Below are 16,396 nucleotides of genomic sequence, written 5' to 3'. Positions count from 1 at the left end.
ATATGGGATATCGGCTCGGCATCGACATCGGCGGCACCTTCACCGACCTCGTCTTCCTGGCACCCGATGGGCAGGTGCTGACCGCAAAGGTTCTGTCTACCCCCGACGACTACAGCCGCGGCATCGCCGAGGGGCTGTCGGCGGTCTTCGCGGCCGGCCAGGCGGCCGCCGACGCCATCACGCAGGTGGTGCACGGCACCACGGTCGCGACCAACGCCATCCTGGAAGGCAAGGGCGCCCGCGTCGGGCTGCTGACGACCGAGGGCTTCCGCGACGTGCTGGAGATTCGCCGCCTGCGCATGCCCGTCCTCTACGACATCAACTGGCAGAAGCCGAAGCCCCTGGTCGACCGCGCCCGCCGGCAGGAGGTGGGCGAGCGCATCGACGCCGAGGGCCGGGTCGAACGCCCGCTCGACATCGCCACGGCCGAGGCTGCGATCGACGTGCTGCTGGCCGAGGGGGTGGAGGCGATCGCCATCTGCCTGCTGAACGCCTATGCGTCGGGCGTCCATGAGGAGGAACTGGCGGCGATCGTCGCCCGTCGCGCGCCCGGCATCCCCGTCTGCCTGTCGAGCGCGCTGCTGCCCGAGATCAAGGAATACGAGCGCACCAGCACGACGGTGGTGAACGCCTATATCGTACCGGTCGTGTCGCGCTACCTGCGGCTGCTGACCGGCGGCCTGGCCGACCTGGGCGTGACCGCGCCCTTGCAGGTGATGCAGTCGAGCGGCGGGGCGATGGGCGTCGAGGCTGCCTCGACCCGGCCGATCCACCTGATCGAATCCGGCCCGGCGGCCGGCGTCGTCGGCGCGGCCGAGCTGTCGCGCCGGCTGGACGGGCGCCCGCTAATCGCCTTCGACATGGGCGGCACGACGGCCAAGGCCGCACTCGTGTCGCAGGGGCGCTTCGACCGCGTCGGCTCGCTGGAAGTGGGTGGCGGCATCAACGTCGCCGGGCGCCTGCTGAATGGCGGCGGCTATCACGTCCGGGCCCCCGCCATCGACATCGCCGAGGTGGGCGCGGGCGGCGGCAGCCTGGTGCGCCTGGACGGCGGCGGCGGCCTGCGCATCGGGCCGGAGAGTGCGGGCGCCATGCCAGGGCCGGCCTGCTACGGCCGCGGCGGCACGCAGCCGACCGTGACCGACGCCAACGTCGTGCTGGGCTTCGTCAACCCGGCCTATCTTGCCGGCGGCAGCATCCCGATCGACGCCGAGCTGTCGCGCCGGGCAATTGCCGAGCATGTCGCGGGGCCGCTCGGCCTCGAGCTGGAGGCGGCGGCGTGGGGCGTCCACCGCGTCGCCAATGCGGCCATGGCGCGGGCCTTGCGCGCCGTCTCGACCGAGCGGGGCCGTGACCCGCGCGACTTCTCGGTGCTGGCCTTCGGCGGCAACGGGCCGATCCATGCCGCCGCACTCGCCGCGTCGCTCGACGTGCGGCGCATCCTGATCCCGCCGGTGCCGGGCCTGTTCAGCGCGCTCGGCATGCTGTTCCCGGATACCGAGCACCACTATGTCCGCACCTTCAAGCACCGGCTCGACGCGCTCGACCTGGCGGCGCTGGAGGCGGCCTTCGCCATGCTGGAGGCCGAGGGCGCCCGCGCGCTGGCGGCCGATGCCTATGCCGCGTCGGCCATGCGCTTCGAGCGGCTGGCCGACCTGCGCTACCTCGGCGAGAACTCCGAGCTGACGCTGGCCCTGCGCAGCGACGGGCCGGCCCGGGACGTGCTGCGCGTCGATTTCGACGCCGCGCACGAGGCCACCTACGGCTACCACTCCGCTGACGAGGTGGTGGAGATCGTCAACCTGCGCGTCGTCGCCCGCGGCCTGTCGTCGGCGCCGCGCGTGCCGGACGGTCTGGCGGTGTCGGCGGCTCTCGGTGCCCGGGCGCCGGAAGGCAAGCGCCGGGTCCATTTCGGCCCGGACCATGGCACGCTGGAGGCCCAGGTGGTGGGCCGCCGGGCGATCGGGGCTGCCTGGGAGGACGGGCCGCTGCTGATCGAGGAGTATGACAGCACCACCGTCGTCCCGCCCGGTGCCCGCGTGCGCCGCATCCTGTGGGACGTGCTGGAAATCGAACTTGCCGACCCGCGAGGTGCGCGATGAACGAGATCCCCGCCGCCGGCACCCGTGCCGTGGCCGACGACCCCTTCGCCCGCGACCTGGTGAAGAACGCGCTCGCCACCATCGCCGACGAAATGGCGCTGACGGTGGCGCGCACCGCGCGCTCCTTCGTCGTCAAGGAGGCGCTTGACTTCTCGACGGCGCTCTTCGACGGCAAGGGCGAACTGATCGCCCAGGGCACCTGCCTGCCGTTCCACCTGGGCGCCATGCCGTTCGCGGTCGCCGCCGTGATGAAGGAGTTCGGCGACCGCATCGGCCCGGGCGACCTTTTCATGACCAACGATCCCTATGACGGCAGCACCCACCTGCCGGACATCGTGCTGGTGAAGCCGATCCATGCCGACGGCGTGCGTGTCGGCTTCTCTGCCGCGCTGGCCCACATGACCGACATCGGCGGCCGCATCCCCGGCGGCAACGCCAGCGATTCTACCGAGATCTACCAGGAAGGGTTGCGCATCCCGCCGTCGCGCGTCCATCGCGCCGGGGTGCCGGACGAGAACCTGTTCCGCCTGATCGAGCGCAACGTGCGCGTGCCCGACAAGGTGCTGGGCGACATCCGTTCGCTGATCGCCGCCTGCGGCCAGGGCGAGCGCGGCATCCTCGATCTCGTCGCGCGCTATGGCGCCGAGCGCTTCGCCTGGCACTGCCGCGACCTGCTCGACTACACCGAACGCTTCACCCGGGCCGAGATCGCGCGCCTGCCCAAGGGCACCTGGAACTTCGTCGATCATCTCGACAATGACGGCATCTCGCCCGACCCGATCCGCTTCGAGGTGACCCTGACGATCGCGGGCGACGAGGTGACGATCGACTTCACCGGCACGGCACCCCAGGTGAAGGGGGCGATCAACTGCGTCTATCCCTTCACGCTGTCGACGGCGCTGGCCTGCGTGCGCTCGATGGTAGACCTGTCGATCCCCAACAATGCCGGCTACTTCCGCCCGATCAAGGTGATCGCGCCCGAGGGCACGATCGTGAACCCGCGGGCACCCGCCGCCGTCGCTGCCCGCGGCATCACGGGCATCCGCATCGCCGACACCATCTTCGGCGCGCTCGCCCAGGCGGTGCCGGACCGCATCCCGGCCTGTGGCGCCAACGCGCCCGACGTCGGCGTCAGCTTCGGCGGCTATGGCCCGGACGGCCGCTCGCACGTCTTCCTGGAGTTCCTGGTCGGCTCATGGGGCGGCGGCCCGTGGCGCGACGGCATGGATGCCTGCACCGGCACGCTGGTCAACTATTCCAACACTCCGGCCGAGATGATCGAGGCCGAGCTGCCGATTGCCGTCGATCGCTACGCCCTGGTGCCCGACACGGGCGGCGCCGGCAAGTGGCGCGGCGGGCTGGCCGTCGACCGCCACCTGCGCTTCAAGCTGGACGGCGCGACCTTGCAGATCCGCTCCGACCGCCGCGACCATCCGCCCTACGGGCTGGAGGGTGGCGAAACCGGCTCGCCCGCCTGGGTCGACATCCGCCGCGCCGACGGCCGGGTCGACACCTTCCCGCAGAAGTTCCTGACCACGGTCGATGCGGGCGACGTGCTGCGCGTGCGCCTGGCCGGCGGCGGCGGGCACGGGTCGCCTCTGGAACGCGACCCGGAACTGGTGCTGGCGGATGTGCGCGAGGGCAAGGTCACGCCGGAGCATGCCCGCGCCAAATACGGGTTGGAGATCGCTGGCAACCCGCCGCGGCTCAGGCCGTAGCGGCCGGGCCCACGGGGCGGCGCAGCGGAGCGTGCGATCCCCGAGGCGCTTTTACGCTGGCCGGCAGGCGGTGATGACGAAGAATGGGCAGGCGCCGGCCGCCTGGTGGGCGTAGGGATGCTCGGGAAAGCGGCCCTCCCAATGCTCGACGCCGGTGAAGCCGTGGAAACCCAGCAGGGCGTGCGCATGCTCCGACGTTAGCCCACGATAGTAGGGCAGCTCATCCCGCAGCACGGCATAGTCGGTCATGTCGTGCGTTGACGAGGCCGGCGACACGGCGTCGGTGCGCCACAGGCCGTCCGAGAAGAGGAAAATCCCGCCCGGCCGCAGGAGGCGCGTGATCTCCCGAATCGTGCGGTCGGGGTCGGGCAGGGTCCAGAACAGGTTGCGGGCCGAAACCACGTCGAAGGCCGCTTCCGGGAACGACGGCTGGTCCACGTCGCCCTCGACGAAGGTGACGGTGATGCCCTGATTGTCCGCCGCGCGGCGGGCTTCGGCCAGCATGCCGGCGGCGCCGTCGAGACCGGTGACCTCGTGGCCGTTGGCGGCCAGCGCCAGGGCGCAGGCCCCGGTTCCCGTGCCGAGGTCGAGGCAGCTTCGGCGTGGCGGGCAGGGTATGGCCGCGGCGAAGACGTCGCGCCACGCCGACTGGTGCTTCACATGGGAGGCCGCGCTGTTGAAATTCGGCGCCCAACGGCTCCAGTAGTCGAAGATCGTGTCTTTCACGTCGGTCATGGACGGCTCCGCACTATCGGATGTTATGTCATTCCAAATGCGAACGATTGTCAACATCGACGTCCCGGACCCGGATCTCAAGTTTTCTCTGCGGTGGATGACAATCTCCACTTGATCATACGATCGGGTGCGGTTCCCATGATCACTGCAAACTGCCGACAGAGGACACCGCCATGAGCGCCCAGCCGAAGTTCCGGTTCCTGCTGATCAACGCCTTCAGCCTGGAACCCGGCAGTGGCTTCCAGATGCGGGCCTTCAGCGGCCCGAAGGAAGAGCAGATGCACAACTACGCCGACGTGGCACCCTTCCTGGCCGACGTCGACTGGGACCTGCATCCGGGCGCGCGCTCGACCCATGGCAACTGGCCGGTCGAGACCAAGTTCGAGTTCATGTCGGTCGGTATCAATCGCCTGCCATTGGTGCGGGAGGCCTGCGAGAGCGGCAAGTACAACGCCATCGTGCTGCTGGGCGGCGGCGATCCCGGATACCTGGAGGCTCGCGAGATCGGCCGCAGCTTCGGCATTCCGGTCACCACCTGTGCGCACGCGCAGATGCACATGGCGGGGCTGCTCGGCCACAAGTTCAGCATCATTGACATCTCCGAGACGCACAACATGCAGATGTACAATCTGGTGTTGCAGTATCGGATGGCCGACCGGTGCGCCTCGATCCGCAACGTCAACTTCCCGCTGCCCAAGCCGCAATACAGCGACGAGCGGCCGATCCAGGTCGAGCGCGATCGGGCGCTGCGCGGCGAGCCGTCGGCGATGCTGGACGCGGCCGTGGAAGAGGCCGTGTCCGCGATCGAGGAGGATGGCGCCGACGTGCTGATGATCGGCTGCTCGGCCGCCTTCTGGCTCCAGCCGCTGCTGCAGAAGCGGCTGCGCGAGATGGGCTGGGACGTCCCGGTCCTGGAGGGCTACCGCTGCGCCATAGAGGCCGCCAAGACGCTCGTCAGCCTCGGCGTCGATGCCAGCGGGTTGGCCATCCCGCTCGGCCGGCCGTCGCGCTGGCGCCGCAAGAAGGTCTTCTAGGACGCGCGATTCGGTGTTCCGATCAGGCGATCAGGATTTGACAAGGTCGAACGGCGATTGGCACAGTATCTCATGTCGAAGCACGATATTGAAATACAATACCGCGACGACGCCCTGATCGTCGGCCTTGGTCGGGCGACCTCGCCGGCCGTCGAACAGCGGCTGGCCGCAGACGGCTACCGCGTCACTGTGCTGTCGGAAGACCATGACGGCGACATTCTGGCTGCCCTCGAAGCCGCGGCTGACGAGGCGCGACCGGCCGTCGTCGTCTTCCTCTGCGCGCTGCCGGACCCGGCCGGCCCGGCGGATCTGGCGGTCGCCACCATGATCGACGCCCTCGACCGGGCGCTGGTGACGGCGGGCCTGGTCGCCAAGGCGCTCTTCACCAAGTCGCCGCCGCCACGACCGAGCCGGGTGGTCATGGTCCTCGATTGGGCGGTGACCAGCACGCCCAGCCGCACGGCGGCCAGTGCCGTCTCCGGCGGTTTGTTGGGCTTGGCCCGTAGCTGGTCGCTGGAGTTCGCGCCGCTCGGCGTTACCGCCAACGCGGTCGTCGCCGGCCCTGATGCCGGCGACGATCCCGTCCACGAACCGGGCGACGAGTCCTGGCTCGTGCGGCGGCCGACGCCCGGCGATGTCGCCCACGCGGTTTCGTTCTTCGCCGACCCCCGCTCGGCCGCGATCACCGGCCAGGTGCTGATGGTGTGCGGCGGGCGCACCGCCGGCCGCCTGACGATCTGAGGGCCCAGCATCATGGACGATACCGCCGCCAAGCCCGTCGTTCTGGTTACTGGGGTCGCCTATGGAATCGGCCGCGCCGTCGCGGTCCGCCTCGTGGACGACGGCTACGGGGTGCTGGGCATCGACCGGGTCGACAGCCCGCCGCCCGGCCTGCTGGCCTTCGCGCAGGTCGATGTGACGGACGCCGATGCGGCCGCTGCCGTGCTGTCCGATCTGGCGCGCCGACACCAGATCACCCGGCTGGTCAACAATGTCGGCTCTTCGCTGCGCGAGAATGTGGCCGAGAGCAATGGCGATACCCAGCGCTGGCTGAACCGTCTCAACCTCGGCAGCGTGCTGCTGTCCGTGCAGGCAGTCCTGCCGACCATGCGGTCGGCCGGATTCGGCCGGATCGTCAACATCACCAGCCGGGCCGTGTTCGGGCGCGAAACGCGCAGCGCATATGCGGCCACGAAGTCGGCCCTGGCGGCGATGACGCGGGCCTGGGCGGTGGAGATGGCGGGCGACGGCATCACGGTCAACGCGGTCGGCCCCGGCATGATCGACACCGAGCTGTTCCGCCGCAACAATCCGCATAACTCGCCCGACGTCACGCGGCTGCGCCAGGCGGTGCCGATGCAGCGGCTGGGCCGGCCGGAAGAGGTGGCGCAGGCCGTCGCCTTCTTCCTCGACGAGCGGTCCAGCTACGTCACCGGCCAGACGCTCTTCGTGTGCGGCGGGCTTTCGCTGGGGACGCCGCCGCCCCGGAACTGATTTTGCCCGGAACTGAACTTGCAGAGCGGCTTCGACCAGAAAACAGGGAGAACGGGGATCATGATCGGTAAACGTCAGCTTCTCGCGTCCGCGGCGGGCCTGTTCCTGGCCGCGGCCATCGCCGGCCCATCGACGGCGCAGACCTACCCGGCCGGGCCGATCAAGATCGTCGTGCCGCGGGCGCCGGGCGGCGGGTCGGACAACCTCACCCGCATGCTGGCGCCGGCGCTGGAGAAGAAGCTGGGCGTCTCGATCATCATCGAGAACCGGCCGGACGCGACCGCGGTCCTGGGTGCCGAACTTGTCGCCAAGTCCAAGCCGGACGGCTACACGCTCTATCTCTCGGACAATTCCTTCTACCAGAACCCCGCGGTCCTGGATTCGCTGCCCTACGATACGATCAAGGACTTCACCGCCGTCACCATGCTGGCGCAGGGGCCGGTGCTGCTGATCGTGCATCCGTCGGTCGCGGCCAAGAACCTCCAGGAGCTGCTGGCGCTGGCCAAGAAGAGCAAGCTGACCTTCGCCCATGGCGGCATCGGCGCCTCGACCCACCTGGTCGGCGTCATGCTGAATCTGAAGGCCGGGGTCGACATCACGCACGTGCCCTTCAAGTCGTCCGGGCCCGCGCTGAACGCACTGCTGGGCGGCCATGTCACGATGCAGTTCGGCGGCATCAATTCCTCCAAGCCGCTGGTCGAGCAGGGCAAGGTGCGGGCGATCGCGGTCACGGGCGACCGCCGAGATCCCGCGATGCCGGAAGTGCCCACGTTCCAGGAAAGCGGCGTCACGGGCGCCGACGTTATGAGCGTGTGGGGCGTGCATGCCCCGGCCGGCACACCGATCGCCGTGCGCCGCACGCTGCGCGACGCCATCTCTGCGGTGATGCGTGAGCCCGAGATGACGGCCAAGCTGGCCGAGCGGGGCTATCACGTGAACGCCAACACGCCCGAGGAACACCAGGCCCAGACCGAAGCGATCGTCGCCCAGTGGCTGGAGGTCGGCAAGAAGGTGAACCTCAAGGAGTAGGGGGGCGGTGCCCGTGACCATGCTGCGCGTTCGTGACCCGCAGCGGCTCCTGTTTGCCGCTTTCCTGCTGGCCATGGGCCTCTGCGGCCTGTGGTTCGGCTGGAAGCTGCCGATGGGCACGGCCGTGCGCATGGGGGCGGGCTACATGCCCAAGGTGCTGAGCGTCATCCTGCTCGCCTTCGGCGTCGGGCTGGCGGCAGCCTCGCTGGCCGTCGAGGGCCCGCGCCTGGAACGCTGGGCATGGCGCGGGCTGGCGATCATCCTGGCCTCGCTCTGCCTGTTCGGCCTACTGGTGGAACGGGCCGGCCTGCTGGTCACCACGGCGGTGGTGATCCTGGCCGCGACCGCCGCCGCACCCGACCGCCGATGGCGCGAGGCGGCGATCTTCGCGGTCGTCATGGCCGTCTTCTGCACGGTGGTGTTCCGGCTGCTGCTGGGCCTGCCCATTCCGGCCCTGCCCTGATGGACATCCTCTCCAATCTTGCGATCGGCTTCGGCGAAGCGCTGTCGCTGACCAATCTCGCCTTCTGCCTGATCGGGGTGCTGGTCGGCACGCTGGTGGGGGTGCTGCCGGGCCTGGGGCCGCTCGCCACTGTGGCCATGCTGTTGCCGATCACCTTCACCATGTCGCCGGTGACGGCGCTCATCATGCTTTCCGGCATCTACTACGGCGCCCAGTATGGCGGCTCGACCACGGCCATCCTGGTCAACCTGCCGGGCGAGGCATCCTCGGTTGTCACCTGCATCGACGGCCACCAGATGGCCCGGCGCGGCCGTGCCGGCGCGGCACTGGCGGTGGCGGCGGTGGGCTCGTTCTTCGCCGGGACGATCGCGACCGTCTTGATCGTCGGCGTGGCCGAGCCGATGACCGAGCTGGCGCTGCGCTTCGGCCCGGCCGAGTATTTCAGCCTGATGGTCTTCGGGCTGATCGGCGCGGTCGTGCTGGCCAGCGGATCGGTCGTGAACGCGCTGGCGATGATCGTCGTCGGCCTCCTGCTGGGCATGGTCGGGATCGACGTCAATTCCGGCGCCCAGCGTTACACCTTCGGCAATCCCAACCTGGCCGAGGGCATCAATTTCGTCACCATCGCGCTGGGCCTCTTCGGCATCGGCGACATCATCCACAACCTGGAGCGGGGCACGGACCGCTCGCTCGTCACCTCCAAGCTGGGATCGCTGTGGCCCGACCGCGACGAGATGCGGCGCGCCGTGAAGCCGATCCTGCGCGGCACGGCGATCGGGTCGGTGCTAGGTGTGCTTCCGGGCGGCGGTGCCGTCCTCAGTGCGTTCGCCGCCTACACGGTCGAGAAGAAGCTGGCGGCCGATCCATCGCGCTTCGGCAAGGGGGCGATCGAAGGGGTGGCGGGGCCGGAGGCAGCCAACAATGCCGGCGCCCAGACCTCGTTCATCCCGATGCTGACCCTGGGCATCCCGTCGAACGCACTGATGGCGCTGATGATCGGCGCGCTCGTCATGCACGGGATCCAGCCCGGGCCCCAGGTGCTGGTGTCCCAGCCCAGCCTGTTCTGGGGCCTGATCGCCAGCATGTGGATCGGCAACCTGATGCTGCTGGTGATCAACCTGCCGCTGATCGGCATGTGGGTGGCGTTGCTGCGCGTACCCTACCGGCTGCTCTACACCGCCATCCTCGTGTTCAGCGCCATCGGCGTCTACAGCATCAACAACTCGGTCTTCGACGTCTTCCTGACCGCCGGCTTCGGCTTGGTAGGGTACTTCTTCATCAAGGTGGGGGCGGAGCCGGCACCCCTGCTGCTGGGCTTCGTCCTCGGCCCGATGATGGAAGAGAACTTGCGCCGGGCCATGCGCATCTCAGGCGGCGACGCGATGACGTTCGTCGAGCGCCCGATCAGCCTGGGCCTGCTCGCGGCCTCGGCCGTGCTGCTGGTGCTGGTGCTGCTGCCGAAACTGCGCCGCGTGCGGACCGAAGCGTTCCGAGAGACCTGAGCCGCGCGCCGCCCAACCATCCTGGACAGGGACAATCCCCGCCATGCCCCGTCATATCGTCTGCCTTGGCTTCGACTTCGACACCTGGTCGGGCTTTGCCGCCCGTGGCCTGACGACGCCCTCGCCCGTCTCGCGCGGAGAGTTCGGCGTGCTCGCTGCCGGCCGCATCCTCGACCTGCTGAAGCGCCACGACGTGCCGGCGTCCTGGTACATCCCCGGCATCGTTATCGAGACCTACAAGGCGCGCTGCGAGGAGATCGTCGCGGCCGGGCACGAGGTCGGTCACCATGGCTGGACCCATGTCTCGCCCGCCAACCTGTCGCCGGAGGAAGAGACCGACGGGCTGATCCGCGGCATCGATTCGATCGTCCGGCTGACTGGCCGCCGGCCGGCCGGCTACCGCTCGCCGGCATGGGACATCAGCGACCACACCGTCGATCTCCTGATCGAGCACGGATTCCTCTACGAGAGCAGCATGATGGGCAACGACCATTGCCCGTACTTCGTGCGCCGCGGCGACATCATCCGGCCCGACCAGCCGGCGGTCTTCGGCCAGCACACCAGCCTGATCGAGATGCCGATCTCCTGGTCGCTCGACGACTTCCCGCATTTCGAGTTCATGCGGACCAAGGAACACGTCATGCCCGGCCTGATGAATGCCAGCCTCGTGCTGGAGAACTGGATCGCCGACTTCGACTACATGCAACAGACCTGCGACTGGGGGGTGCTCTCCTACACGCTCCACCCCTACGTGATCGGCCGCGGCCACCGCATGCTGGCGCTGGCCGGGCTGATCGAGGCGCTGGCCAAGCGCGGCGCGGTGTTCTGCACGCTGGAGGCCGCCGCCCTGGAGTTCCGCGACAAGTTCGCCCGCGGCGAGATCGTCCCCTATCCCTGATTCCAACACCTATCGGTCGGAGCAAGCGCATGTCGGGTCGTCTCGCGGGCAAGGTCGCCCTGGTTACCGGCGCCGGGTCGGTCGGCCCAGGATGGGGCAATGGCCGCGCCTCGGCGGTGCTCTTCGCGCGGGAGGGGGCCCGCGTGGTCGTGGCCGACCGCGACCTGTCGGCGGCGGCCGAGACCGAGCGCCTCGTCGTCGAGGAAGGCGGGGAAGCGATGGTGGCCGAGGCCGACGTCACCCACCTCGATTCGGTGGAGGCGATGGTGGCCGCGGTCCTGGCCCGCTTCGGGCGGATCGACGTGCTGCACAACAATGTCGGCGGCTCTGTCACCGGCGGGCCGATCGAGATGTCGGTGGACGACTTCCGCGGCCAACTCGACCTCAACTTGACCAGCGTCTTCATCACCTGCAAGGCGGTGCTGCCGGCGATGGTGCGGCAGGGTGCGGGGGCCGTGATCAATGTCGGGTCGATCGGCGGCCTCCGCCACCTCGGCCACGATCACGTCGGTTACTCGGCCAGCAAGTCGGGCCTGGTGCAGTTCACCAGGCAGATTGCGGTGCGCTATGCCCGCGATGGCATCCGCTGCAACACCGTCATCCCGGGCATGATCGACACGCCGCTGCTGGAGCATCGCGTGTCGCGCCAGAAGGGCCGGGCCGACCTGGCCACGCTGCGCGAGGAGGCCAAGACGCGGGTGCCGCTCGGCCGGCGGGGCGATGCCTGGGATGTCGCCTATGCCGCCCTGTTCCTGGCGTCGGAGGAGGCCAAGTACGTCACCGGCACCGAACTTCTGGTGGATGGCGGCCTGATGGCACGCAGCGCCTGAGCCCGGGCGGCGGCGAGGGGCAGGGCGCCCTTCGCCGCCGGTTCGTCAGGCCGCGGCGGCCGGTGCCTGGGCCAGGATCGCCCCGTCGTCGACTTCCACCAGGGCCGCGGTGTCCGGGTTGTTCATGAACCAGGGCCGCTCGCTCTGGCGGGTCTTGTTGGTGACCGCGTTGTAGTTGAGGTAGTAGATCGACCGCGACCAGGGGGTCATGTTCGGTGCCGAGCCGTGCATCAGGGTCGGATGGATGAAGGCGACCGACCCGGCCGGGCCCAGCAGGTCGGCGATGCCGTGCTGGCCGGCCAGATCGGCGATCAGCTCGCCGCTGACGCGCTCGACCTTGTAGCCCTGCACGTCATATTCGCGGCTGAGGACGAGATCGACATCGTCGGTCTGGCTCTCCGGGATCACCAGCAGCGGTCCGTTGGCAACGGTGCAGTCGTCCAGGAACACGGCTGCCATCACCGCATGCGGCCGCGCCATCGCATCGCGGCGGTGCCAGGCCGAGAAGTCCTGGTGCCACGACCAGGAGTCGCCGGCAAACGGCAGCTTCAGGTTGATCCGGCTCTGATAGACATAGACCTCGTCATCCAGCAACTGGCGCACGGCGCCCAGCATGCGCGGCAACCGGCTCAGCGCCTGGAAGGGCGGCGAGTAGTCGTGCGGGGCATAGACGAGGCGGGGCGGTGCTTCCGGGCCGTCGCGCTTGATCTCGGGGCCGGTGCGCGTCAGCAGGGCGGGGACGGCCCCGCGCAGCACCGCCACTTCCGCTGGCGTGATCAGCCCGGGGAAGTAGAGGTAGCCCTTGGTTCGGTATTCGTCGAGCTGGGCCTGGGTCAGCTTCATCCTACCCTCCACTGGCATCGAGCGGTGTATCGTATTACGATATTTGGTATCTGATCAAACGATCATCCGATGGAGTGTCCGGTTGTGTCAACAGTTGGCAGTGTTCATCGATGACCGCCAGCGACGGCAGCACCAGCCCGCTCAATGTGAAGTCGCTTCACAAGGCGTTCCAGGTGCTGGAGGCCTTCCGTGGCGGCGATCGGCACCTGAGCCTCGGCGAGCTGGCGGCGGCCACCGGCCTCGACAAGAGCGCCGTCCAGCGCTTCACGCACACGCTGCGCGCCATCGGCTATCTGGAACAGGATCCGGCCACCCGCCGCTACGCGTTGGGTCGGCGGGTGCTGGATCTGGCCCATGGCTATCTGCGCAACCATCCGCTCGTCGAACGCGCCGCACCCATTCTGGCCGACCTGCGGCGGACGACGCGCGAGCGGGTGGACCTGAGCCTGCTGGACGGCACCGACACCCTCTACGTCTTCCGCCTGCAGTCCAAGCGGGAGACCTTCTCCGCCGCCCTGGTGGGCCGGCGTGTGCCGCTCTTCTGCTCTGCCGGCGGCCGGGCGATGCTGGCCTGCATGACCGACGAGGTGGCGCGCTCGATCGTCGAGCGGTCCGAGCGCCCGGCCTTCACCGCCAGCACCCGGACGGAGCCCGCGCGAATCATGGCGGAGGTCCGCAAGGCGCGCCGCCAGGGCTACGGGTTCCAGGTGGGGGAATGGCGGCCGGCCGAACTCGTCGTGGCGGCCGCCATCGTCGATCGCACCGGCGCACCGATCGGCGCCGTCCATATCGCGGCCTCGCTGGGCGAGTGGGAGCCGGAGGATTTCGAGCGGCGGATGGCGCCATTAGTGACCGGAGCCGCCCAGGCGATCGCGGAATAGCCGGCCGCTGGCCCGTCGAATTGCTGCGGCGCAGCGTCGAATGCGGGTTGTCGTATAGAATGCATTCTCGCTAGCTTCACCTGAAAGCGCTTGCACAAGGCGCGATAGTGCGGCGCGCCAATGATAGGCGCGCCCCTGGCAAAGGGCGGAAGCGGCGGATGACGTCTTTGAACGACGAGCGGTTGATTCCCGGTGCGGGCGAGCCGGCCAAGCCCGGCATGCTGGCCGGGACGCGGGTGATCGAGTTCGCCGACGAGCTTGGCGAATATACCGGCCTGGTCCTGGCCGGGCTCGGCGCCGACGTCATCAAGGTCGAGCTGCCGGGCGGCAGCCGCACGAGAGCGCTGGGGCCGTTCCTGGACGACAAGCCCGATGCCGAACGCTCCCTATATTTCTGGAACTACAATCGCGGCAAGCGGTCGGTGGCGCTCGACCTGGAGACGGAGGCGGGCAGGGCAGCCCTGCTGGACCTGCTGGCCGGTGCAGATATCCTTCTCGATACGAGCTGCGGCGAGCTGAACCAGGCGCTGGGCCTCGATCGCGCGGCCTTGCAGGCGCGTTTCCCGGCCCTGATCATTGGCCGCGTCACGCCTTTCGGCGACACCGGCCCCTGGAAGGACTTCAAGGGCTCCGACCTGGTGCATCTGGCGCTGGGCGGGGTCATGTCGAACTGCGGCTACGACCCGGCGCCCGGCGACCGCTACGACCTGGCACCGATCGCCCCGCAGGTCTGGCATGCCTACCATATCGCGGGCGACCAGTTGGCGGTCGGCATCTCGGCCGCCCTGCTGCACCGGCTGCGCACGGGCGAGGGCCAGGAGGTGTCGGTCGCCGTGCACGAGGCGGTGGCCAAGAACACCGAGCTGGACCTGATGTCCTGGGTGATGCGGCGAGCGCCGCTCTATCGCATGACCTGCCGCCATGCCGGCGAGGTGCCGAGCCGTGTGCCCAGCATCGGCCACACCAAGGACGGCCGCTGGTTCATGACCTATCTGGGCGGGCCGAAGGACGAGGTGGCCCTGGTGGGGTTCCTCGAGAAGTACGGCATGCAGGCGGACCTGGAGCGCCCGCCCGAGGGGGCCAACCTCAGCGCGCGCGCCATCCCCGGGTCGTCCACCGGCGACGAGCGCCGTGCCCACATCTTCGAGGTGATGCAGCGCTTCATCCGCGCCTTCCGCTACGACGAGATGCCGTGGCAGGAGGCCCAGGCGGCCGGCCTCTTGTGGGCACCCCTGCGCAAGCCGCACGAGAACGCGCAAGACCCGCACTGGCTGATGCGCGGCACCTTCGCCGATGTCGAGCATCCCGAGATCGGCCGCTCGTTCCGCTACGTCACCAGCAAGTGGCTGAGCACGGCCACGAGCTGGCAGGTTGGGCGCCGCGCGCCGCTGCTGGGCGAGCACACCCAGGAAGTGCTGGCCGAACCGGCGCGCGTGCCGGCCCAACCGAAGACGCCACGGCCGGACGCCCCCAAGCCGCTCCTGTCGCCGCGCGGCAAGCCGTTCCCGCTGCAGAACATCCGGATCTTCGATTTCTCGTGGTTCCTGGCGTCGGCCGGTGGCACCCGCTACTTGGCGGCACTCGGCGCGGAATCGATCAAGGTGGAATGGAAGGCCAACCCCGACACGCGGCTGGCCGCGATGGCGCCGGTCGGCGGCCGCGAGGCGCGCGAGAAGGCGACCGCCCCGCTGGTCGGGGTCAAGGACGCCGACATGGGCGGGCAGTTCAACAACAAGAATTCCGGCAAGCGCGGCCTGTCGCTCAACATCCGCCACCCAAAGGGCCTGCAGATCGCCCGCGACCTCATCCGCCAGTCCGACATCGTGGCCGAGGGTTTCTCGCCGGGCGTGCTGCAACGCCTGGGCCTCGGCTATGACGAGCTGCGGAAGATCCGCCCGGACATCATCTACATCCAGCAGTCCGGCATGGGCAGCCAGGGCACCTATGGCCGGTTGCGCACGGTCGGGCCGGTGGCGGCGTCCTTTGCCGGCACGTCCGACATGTCGGGCTTGCCGGAGCCGGCGATGCCGGTCGGCTGGGGCTATTCCTACCTCGATTGGATGGGCGCCTACAGCTTCGCGCTGGCCATCCTGGGTGCCCTGCATCACCGCGAGCGGACGGGCGAGGGGCAGTGGATCGACGCCTCCCAGACCGAGACCGGCATCTATCTGGCCGGCAAGGCGGTGCTGGACTGGTCGGCCAACGGCCGCTCCTTCAGCCGCTACGGCAACCGGTCGCCCTACAAGCCGGCCGCCCCGCACGGCGCCTATCGCTGCCAGGGCGAGGATCGCTGGCTGGCCATCGCCTGCTTCGACGACGCCGAGTGGCGGGCGCTGGCCAAGGTGGCCGGCCACGCCGAATGGCTGTCGGATGGCCGCTTCGCCACCCTGCAGGGCCGGCTGGCCCACCAGGACGAGCTGGACGCGCTGGTCACCGCCTGGAGCCAGACCCAGGACGCCTACGAGACGATGATGAAGCTCCAGGCGGCGGGCGTGGCTGCTGGCGTCAGCCAGACGGCGGCCGACCGCTACGACCGCGACCCGCAACTGGCCGAGCTGCAATGGCTGACCGAGGTGACCGGCACCAAGATCGGCCGCTGGCCGGTGATCGAGGTGCCGACCAAGATGACCGCCACGCCGCCCTATGCCGGTGGGCCGATCGACCGCGGCGCCCCCGGCTATGGCGAGGACAACGAGCGGATCCTGATGGAGATGCTGGGACTGTCGCGCGAGGAGGTCCTGCGCCTGGCCGAGGAAGGAATCATCTGACCGACCGCTGAAGATCGTCCCGGCCGACTTGGCCGGGACACGCCCGAGGAAACGAACGGACGGCGACCAACGCCGCCCCGCCCATACCCAAGAGGAGCC

At 69.3% G+C, this 16,396-nt stretch carries 14 protein-coding genes; 12 read left to right on the top strand and 2 right to left on the bottom strand.

Going from position 1 to position 16,396, the window contains the following annotated elements:
• Positions 1-2: 2 nt before the first annotated feature.
• Both STVA_RS14725 and STVA_RS14720 read left to right on the top strand, forming a co-directional pair.
• Positions 3-2,102 carry a hydantoinase/oxoprolinase family protein gene (locus STVA_RS14725; RefSeq protein WP_123688663.1) on the top strand — a complete coding sequence of 700 codons (2,100 nt, stop codon included), beginning with the start codon at positions 3-5 and terminating at the stop codon, positions 2,100-2,102.
• A complete protein-coding gene (locus tag STVA_RS14720; protein ID WP_123688662.1) occupies positions 2,099-3,820 on the top strand; it encodes a hydantoinase B/oxoprolinase family protein in 1,722 nt (573 codons plus the stop codon). Before STVA_RS14725 ends, STVA_RS14720 begins: the two co-directional genes overlap by 4 nt.
• A 51-nt stretch (positions 3,821-3,871) precedes the next feature.
• On the opposite strand, the gene STVA_RS14715 is transcribed toward STVA_RS14720, so the two are convergent.
• The gene (locus STVA_RS14715) at positions 3,872-4,555 is read right to left on the bottom strand and encodes a class I SAM-dependent methyltransferase (protein ID WP_170216346.1); all 684 of its coding nucleotides are present in this window, start codon (positions 4,553-4,555) and stop codon (positions 3,872-3,874) included.
• 173 nt (positions 4,556-4,728) lie between these two features.
• Here STVA_RS14715 and STVA_RS14710 point away from each other — a divergent pair, with 173 nt between their 5' ends.
• From STVA_RS14710 to STVA_RS14675, 8 genes are all read left to right on the top strand, one after another.
• Positions 4,729-5,589: an aspartate/glutamate racemase family protein gene (locus tag STVA_RS14710; protein ID WP_123688660.1), complete on the top strand. Its 861-nt coding sequence runs from the start codon at positions 4,729-4,731 to the stop codon at positions 5,587-5,589.
• 72 nt (positions 5,590-5,661) lie between these two features.
• Positions 5,662-6,330 carry an SDR family oxidoreductase gene (locus tag STVA_RS14705; protein WP_123688659.1) on the top strand — a complete coding sequence of 223 codons (669 nt, stop codon included), beginning with the start codon at positions 5,662-5,664 and terminating at the stop codon, positions 6,328-6,330.
• Positions 6,331-6,342: 12 nt separating this feature from the next.
• A complete protein-coding gene (locus STVA_RS14700) occupies positions 6,343-7,083 on the top strand; it encodes an SDR family oxidoreductase (RefSeq protein WP_123688658.1) in 741 nt (246 codons plus the stop codon).
• Between the two features lie 60 nt (positions 7,084-7,143).
• Positions 7,144-8,112, top strand: coding sequence for a Bug family tripartite tricarboxylate transporter substrate binding protein (locus STVA_RS14695; protein ID WP_123688657.1), 969 nt, complete (start codon positions 7,144-7,146; stop codon positions 8,110-8,112).
• Between the two features lie 19 nt (positions 8,113-8,131).
• The gene (locus STVA_RS14690; protein ID WP_123688656.1) at positions 8,132-8,575 is read left to right on the top strand and encodes a tripartite tricarboxylate transporter TctB family protein; all 444 of its coding nucleotides are present in this window, start codon (positions 8,132-8,134) and stop codon (positions 8,573-8,575) included.
• Positions 8,575-10,077 carry a tripartite tricarboxylate transporter permease gene (locus tag STVA_RS14685; RefSeq protein ID WP_123688655.1) on the top strand — a complete coding sequence of 501 codons (1,503 nt, stop codon included), beginning with the start codon at positions 8,575-8,577 and terminating at the stop codon, positions 10,075-10,077. Before STVA_RS14690 ends, STVA_RS14685 begins: the two co-directional genes overlap by 1 nt.
• A gap of 43 nt (positions 10,078-10,120) precedes the next feature.
• Positions 10,121-10,975: a polysaccharide deacetylase family protein gene (locus STVA_RS14680; RefSeq protein ID WP_123688654.1), complete on the top strand. Its 855-nt coding sequence runs from the start codon at positions 10,121-10,123 to the stop codon at positions 10,973-10,975.
• Positions 10,976-11,004: 29 nt separating this feature from the next.
• Positions 11,005-11,805 (top strand): SDR family NAD(P)-dependent oxidoreductase, encoded by an 801-nt coding sequence (locus STVA_RS14675; protein WP_123688653.1) that lies wholly within the window; start codon positions 11,005-11,007, stop codon positions 11,803-11,805.
• 45 nt (positions 11,806-11,850) lie between these two features.
• On the opposite strand, the gene STVA_RS14670 is transcribed toward STVA_RS14675, so the two are convergent.
• Positions 11,851-12,648, bottom strand: a complete 798-nt coding sequence (locus STVA_RS14670; RefSeq protein ID WP_170216345.1) for a phytanoyl-CoA dioxygenase family protein — start codon at positions 12,646-12,648, stop codon at positions 11,851-11,853.
• 110 nt (positions 12,649-12,758) lie between these two features.
• Here STVA_RS14670 and STVA_RS14665 point away from each other — a divergent pair, with 110 nt between their 5' ends.
• Together STVA_RS14665 and STVA_RS14660 are read left to right on the top strand one after the other, a co-directional pair.
• Positions 12,759-13,529, top strand: a complete 771-nt coding sequence (locus STVA_RS14665; RefSeq protein ID WP_123688651.1) for an IclR family transcriptional regulator — start codon at positions 12,759-12,761, stop codon at positions 13,527-13,529.
• 158 nt (positions 13,530-13,687) lie between these two features.
• Positions 13,688-16,297 (top strand): CaiB/BaiF CoA transferase family protein, encoded by a 2,610-nt coding sequence (locus tag STVA_RS14660; RefSeq protein WP_197735637.1) that lies wholly within the window; start codon positions 13,688-13,690, stop codon positions 16,295-16,297.
• Positions 16,298-16,396 lie beyond the last annotated feature (99 nt).

The organism is Stella humosa, from assembly GCF_006738645.1.
In the GTDB taxonomy this organism is placed as follows: Bacteria; Pseudomonadota; Alphaproteobacteria; order ATCC43930; family Allostellaceae; genus Allostella; species Allostella humosa.
The sequence above is the reverse complement of the archived record's forward strand: the minus strand, read 5'-3'. Positions and strand labels throughout refer to the sequence as shown.